Here is a 5,158-nt window from a genome sequence, read left to right as displayed (position 1 = left end):
TCGAACCGAACCGGTCGACGTCCTCAGTCATCGTCCGGGCGAGCCGGGCGATGCGCTCGAACGCCGCCGTCGCCTCCTGGAGTTGGCGTTGATCGAGGCCGAACTTGACCGGGTCGGCGATCGCCTTGCGGACCAACTCGACCTTGTCCTGCAGCGCCTGCAACTCGCGCTGCTCGGGCAGGAGCGAGCGGATCACCCCACCGACCTCGACCGAACGACGGGCGCGCTGGACCTGCTCGGACACCGCATCGCGCGCGCCGGCCTGCTTTTCCAGCTCGGCGACCTCGCGCTGGTAGGTCGCGATGCGCGGATCGAGGATCGCTTGCCGGTAGTAGCCGTTGGCGCCCTCGGCCTCCTTGCGGGCTTCGGCCAGCGCGTCGCGGGCGGTCTTCAGCCGGGTGTCGAGGTCGCCGCCGGTGACGATGCGATCGAGGCCGCGACCGAGAGCGTCCCAGCGGTCGCTCAGCCATTCCGTGGCCCGGCCCCACCCCGTCGTCGCCTCGGAGAGCCCGCGGGTGCTGTCGCGAACGGCGTCGAGCATACGGCGCTGGGCGCCGAGCCGATCACCCTGCGCCTCCATCCGGCGGATGCTCTCGGCCTGGGCATCGCTGAGCAGGCCGTAGCGCTGCGCCAGGTCGGTCGCGCCGCGCGAGACGTCGGCCAGGGCAGCGGCCAGTTCGGTTGCTCCCTCGGCACGCTCGACGCCGAGGAACCGGGCGAAATCGGGGGTGGCGCCGACGGCCCCACCCAGCAGGCTCGCGTCGATGCGGCCGGTGCCGGCATAGGTCGCCGCGATCTCGCGCGCCGACCGCCGGCTCATCGCGCCGGCCTGGGACTGCCCGTCCGCCACGGCGTTGATCCCGGCGAGCGTCGCCCCCGATGCCCGCCCGACGCCGGTCAGGGCCTTCTCGACCTCGGCCTGGCCGTTGCGGTAGGCGATCAGGGCCGTGACGCCGAGGGCGGCGGCGGCGGTGAGACCGCCGATGCCGGCACCGACCAGGCCGATGCGCGCCGCCAGCCCGGCCGCGGCCTCGCTGGCCTGTCCGAGCGCGCCCTTCACGCTGGCCCCGCCCGGGCCTGCGAACATCTGCGCGATCTGCGGCCCCTGCTGCAGCGCGATCAGGCCGAGCGAGGATCCGGAGGCGAGCTGGGCGGCGACGTCGCCGCCCTGGTACATCAGGTTGGTGACCTCGTCGGGGCGCAGGCGTCGGCCGGCCGCCTTCCCAGGGGCCGCATTCTGGTTGGCGGCAGCCGGCACGCTTCCCATCGCGCCGAGGCGTCGGCCGGCATCGATGTTGGCCAGCGTCGCCGCGCCGGCGGTGCCGAGCTCGCGCCACCCCGCCACGGTGGTGCGGACCGTGGCGGTGCGCGCCTCGGCCGCCCGGCGCAGCGCCTCGGTCTCGGCCCGGGCCACCTCCTCGAACACCGAGGCCGACGCCTTCGCGGCACCGACGGGAGTGTCGCGCACGCCGAGGAGCGCGTTGACGTTGGCCTGGGCGCGCTCGCGTGCCTCCGCCTCACGCTGGGCCGCGGCCAGCCGCTGGAAGCGGGCGGTCTGCCGGTCGGTGGCCGCGCCGGCCTGATCGGCCGCCGCTCCGATCCGCTGGAACGCCGTCTGCCCGGCGGTCCCGGCTTCGTCGAGCGTGCGCCGCAGCTCGGCCCCGCCCTCGACCCCGAGGCGGATGGCGATGCTATTGACCGTCATCGGCAGCCTCGCGGTACGCGTTGACGATGACCGGTTCGATGCCCGGCAGCAGGTCGGCGAGCAGCGCCGTGTCGGCGCCCATGGCCGCCCCCATCGCCAGGATCGCCGCGAAATCCAGGGCGTAGGGCCCACCGAACGCGGCGCGGACCTGACCGCCGCAGCGCCGGATCACCGCCCAGGCGACGATGCCCTCATCGGTCCGCGGCGCGTGCAGCCGGTAGGGACAAGCGGCACAGGTTACGCCGCAGGCGGCGCAGTACGCGGCGCCGCCGCCGAAATGCCAGCCAGCGAGCTCGCCGATGCGTTTTTTTCCGCACCCCGGCGCAGGGCGGGCGTGACGTAGAGCCCGTCGAGCGCGTCGTAGACCGGCCAGACGTCGAGGAGCATGTCCACCGTCTCCGGCGAGACCGCGACCGGGTTGCCGTCGGCATCACCGACGCCCTCCCATTGCCGGATCCCGCGTCGGCACAGCGCGCGCACCAGGGCAACGCTGGCACGGGCATTCACTTCGCGCGGATCGGCGTCATCGACCTCGGCCTCGTCGCCGGGGGCGAGGATTGCGGCGACGGCCTCGCGGGCGATCAGCATCGAAGCGACCGAGACAGGTTCGACCTCGACGCGCACGCCGGGCACGAGGTCGAGCCAGAACGGCCCGGATTGACGGTCGAGCTTGAGCATCGCGGCTCCTGATGGTGAGGGGGGACAGCGGATGAAGGGATGGGATGCAGGCTTGCACGCCGCAGCCAATGGAGCGCGCTTGAGTGTCAGCGGCGCCTAGCCGGTCTGCCAACCGTGCGAACCGAACAACTTTGCTCAGCGCATGGTTTGTGTATATACAAAAACCATGGTGTTCACCTACGACGAACCGAAGCGGCAGGCGAACATCGCCAAGCACGGCTTCGATTTCGCCGAGTTCGAGGATGCCTTCAGCTTCGATCGCTTCCTGAGCCTGCCGACCCAGCCGAGCCGCATCACGGGTCGTGAAAGGTTCAAGCTGCTCGGATCCTGGCGCGAGGAAACCGTCGTTGTAGTGATCGTTTCCCCACTCGGGACGGAAGCTATCGATATCGTCAGCATCCGCCGAGCCAATCCGAAGGAAAGGGCTGCCTATGACCGATCCTAAGGCTGCATCCGATTACGTGCCGAACCCGAACTTCACCCAATCGGATTGGGATGAGGTTTCCGATAACCCGGAGCTGACCGACGACGAGCTTGCTCGAATGCGTTCCGGTGGCGAGGGGCTCCCCCCGGAACTGTCGGTCGCTTTCAAGAGCCGCGGTGGTCGACCGCGCCTGGATGCGAAGCGCGTCCCCGTTTCGTTGCGGATCGATCCCGATGTGTTGGCTGCGTTCAAGGCGACTGGAGCAGGTTGGCAGACTCGGATGAACGAGGCGCTGGCGGAGGCTGCGAAGAAGCTGGTTGCCGCATAGTATCGATGCGACGAACGCCGACCCCGCCCCCTTCGCCGTATTACTGAGTTCAGACCTGTCGCTTAGATCAGTAATTCGCGACGTTGTTTACGAGCGTCGCGATCACGGTCTTGCCCGAGGCGTCGCGCGAGGCCTGCCACGGGAACGTCGCCTGCACCCCGGCCGGGCCCGTCACCGGGGTCTTGGCCCGCGGCAGGTAGACTGACGGCACCCGGAACGAGAGCGAGCGGGCGGCGTCGATCGCCCAGCCGAAGCTGAGTTCGACCGGGGTGCCGGCGCTCGCCTGGTCGAGCAGCGCCGTATCGGCGAAGCGGACGACGAGGTTGCCCGACATCGCCACCATGCCGGGCTCGGCATCCTCGATCCGCCCGTCGCTGCGGATGGTCTCGACCTTGTCGAGATTGTTCGAATAGGTGAAGTCCGCCGAGACGACCGAGCCGAGTGCCGCGCCGGCGCGGGTGATCGCGCCCTGGGCCGGCGCGAACCGCTCGATCGCGGCTTCCGTCGGCGTGCCGGCGGCGGAGGCCTTGAGCTTGTTCTCCCCCTGCGCGATCAGCCCGAGCGTCGCGGTGAGCAGGCCCGAGCGCTGCATCTGCACCCGCATCGTGTTGCCGCGAACGCCGAAGTTCTGGCCGTAGCTCGGCACCTCGGGCAGGCCGACCTCGATCGTCATCGACGGCAGTGCCGCCGCGCCCGAGGTGAACACGTGCGTGCTGGTGCCGCTGACCGTGGTGGTGCTCGGCTGCCCGAGGAACAGCTTCAGCCAAGTGCCGAAGGTGCGCAGATCGATCGGTACGACCACGTCGCCGTCGTTGTTGATGACGTCGCGCGAGGGCGGCAGCGCCTCGCGGCCGTAGCCGAGCAGGTCGGAGGGGATCAGCCCCTGCTCCTCGCCGAGGTTGGACTGGACGAAGGGCAGCTTGCGGTAGCCGCTGGACGGCGGCGTGCCGTAGGTGGCCTCGAAGGCGCCCGCCATCACGGCGTTCGCTCCGCGTGCGCGGGCCATGGATGTCTCCTCGGATGAGTGGTGTCAGTTGAGCGGGTCGCTCGTGCCGTAGACGGCGACGAGGCCGAGCACGGCCGAGCGCGAGACCGCCGCGCCCTCGCCGGTGAGCGGCTCGGTGTCCGGCGCGGTGACCTCGATGTGGTCGCACAGCCCGCCGAGCGTCCGGTCCGCGGCGACGGCAGCGCCGATCGCCTGCAGCATTGCGTCGAGCCGGGCCTCGGCGGTCTCGCCGGGACCCTTCCTCGCGACGACCTCGACCGGGATCTCGTGCTCGAAGATGTAGGTCGCTGGGCTCAGCGTCACCTCGGGCGTGCCGGGCACGCCGTCGTCGACGGTGACGGTCCCGCCGTTCGGGATGGTCCGCGGCTTGGCCTCGTTGCGGCCATGTGCGGCCTGCGGCAGCGCCGCCCGCAACAGGGCGACGACCGCCTGGATCACGCGCTCGCGGGTGCTCGGCATCGCGGGATCACGCCTGCCAGTGTGCAGCGATGGTACCCGGCACCTGGTCGGCCCAGCGCCGGGCGGTCGCGGCGATGTCGAGCCGCTTGCGCAGCTTGGCCTGCCGTACCAGCACGAAGATGACGACGAAGGAGCGCCCCTGATCGGGGCCGCTCTCGCGGATTGGCCGGAACGACTTGCGCCGCTGGAACCGTGCGGCTTGGCGCCGGTAGAACGCGTCGGCCACGAGCACGCCGCCGGTCCGGCTCGGCACGAACCGCAGCTTCACCCCGGTCTCGCGCTCCCAGGCGGCCGGCGTCAGGCCATTGTCGCTCGAGCCCTTGCCCCGGCGCTTCGACAGGTGGCGCACGCCGGCCTCGGGGGTCGGGATCGCGAGATATCGACGGTTGCGCGCGGTGATGACGGCACCCCGGTCGAACGCGTCGATCAGCTTCGGCGCGTTGGAGGTGACGTAGGCTGCCGCCTCGGCGCTTGCTCCAGCCTTCGGAAAGGTCTGGCCGCGCCAAGTGTTGGCGAGGCGTTGGCCGAGGCCGGCCTCGCGCACATCGGCGCGGAGGT

Annotated in this window: 8 protein-coding genes; 2 read left to right on the top strand and 6 right to left on the bottom strand. The window is 71.0% G+C overall.

Translation table 11 applies throughout. The features are described from left to right. The 3 genes from OWC43_RS24345 to OWC43_RS24335 form a co-directional block, all read right to left on the bottom strand. Nucleotides 1-1,705, bottom strand: a 1,705-nt coding sequence (locus OWC43_RS24345) for a phage tail length tape measure family protein (RefSeq protein WP_393958878.1), incomplete at its 3' end; no start/stop codon positions are given. Then, on the bottom strand, nucleotides 1,692-1,877 hold the full coding sequence (locus tag OWC43_RS24340) for a hypothetical protein (RefSeq protein WP_393958877.1): 186 nt from the start codon (nucleotides 1,875-1,877) through the stop codon (nucleotides 1,692-1,694). The genes OWC43_RS24345 and OWC43_RS24340, both read right to left, overlap by 14 nt. A gap of 65 nt (nucleotides 1,878-1,942) precedes the next feature. Beyond that, entirely contained in the window at nucleotides 1,943-2,383 is a 441-nt protein-coding gene (locus OWC43_RS24335; RefSeq protein WP_393958876.1) for a hypothetical protein, read from the bottom strand. 166 nt (nucleotides 2,384-2,549) lie between these two features. Here OWC43_RS24335 and OWC43_RS24330 point away from each other — a divergent pair, with 166 nt between their 5' ends. Then, the gene (locus OWC43_RS24330; RefSeq protein WP_393958875.1) at nucleotides 2,550-2,828 is read left to right on the top strand and encodes a BrnT family toxin; all 279 of its coding nucleotides are present in this window, start codon (nucleotides 2,550-2,552) and stop codon (nucleotides 2,826-2,828) included. Then, nucleotides 2,815-3,135, top strand: a complete 321-nt coding sequence (locus OWC43_RS24325) for a BrnA antitoxin family protein (RefSeq protein WP_393958874.1) — start codon at nucleotides 2,815-2,817, stop codon at nucleotides 3,133-3,135. Before OWC43_RS24330 ends, OWC43_RS24325 begins: the two co-directional genes overlap by 14 nt. A 67-nt stretch (nucleotides 3,136-3,202) precedes the next feature. Here OWC43_RS24325 and OWC43_RS24320 read toward each other — a convergent pair whose 3' ends face one another. From OWC43_RS24320 to OWC43_RS24310, 3 genes are all read right to left on the bottom strand, one after another. Continuing rightward, nucleotides 3,203-4,141 (bottom strand): phage tail tube protein, encoded by a 939-nt coding sequence (locus OWC43_RS24320; RefSeq protein ID WP_393958873.1) that lies wholly within the window; start codon nucleotides 4,139-4,141, stop codon nucleotides 3,203-3,205. A gap of 24 nt (nucleotides 4,142-4,165) precedes the next feature. Then, nucleotides 4,166-4,600, bottom strand: coding sequence for a hypothetical protein (locus OWC43_RS24315; protein ID WP_393958872.1), 435 nt, complete (start codon nucleotides 4,598-4,600; stop codon nucleotides 4,166-4,168). 7 nt (nucleotides 4,601-4,607) lie between these two features. Next, the coding region (locus tag OWC43_RS24310; protein WP_393958871.1) for a DUF6441 family protein at nucleotides 4,608-5,158 on the bottom strand (551 nt) is incomplete at its 5' end.

This window comes from Methylorubrum sp. POS3, from assembly GCF_043352485.1.
Lineage (GTDB): Bacteria > Pseudomonadota > Alphaproteobacteria > Rhizobiales > Beijerinckiaceae > Methylobacterium > Methylobacterium suomiense.
Note: the sequence above shows the minus strand (reverse complement) of the source record. Positions and strands in the feature narration are given on the sequence as shown.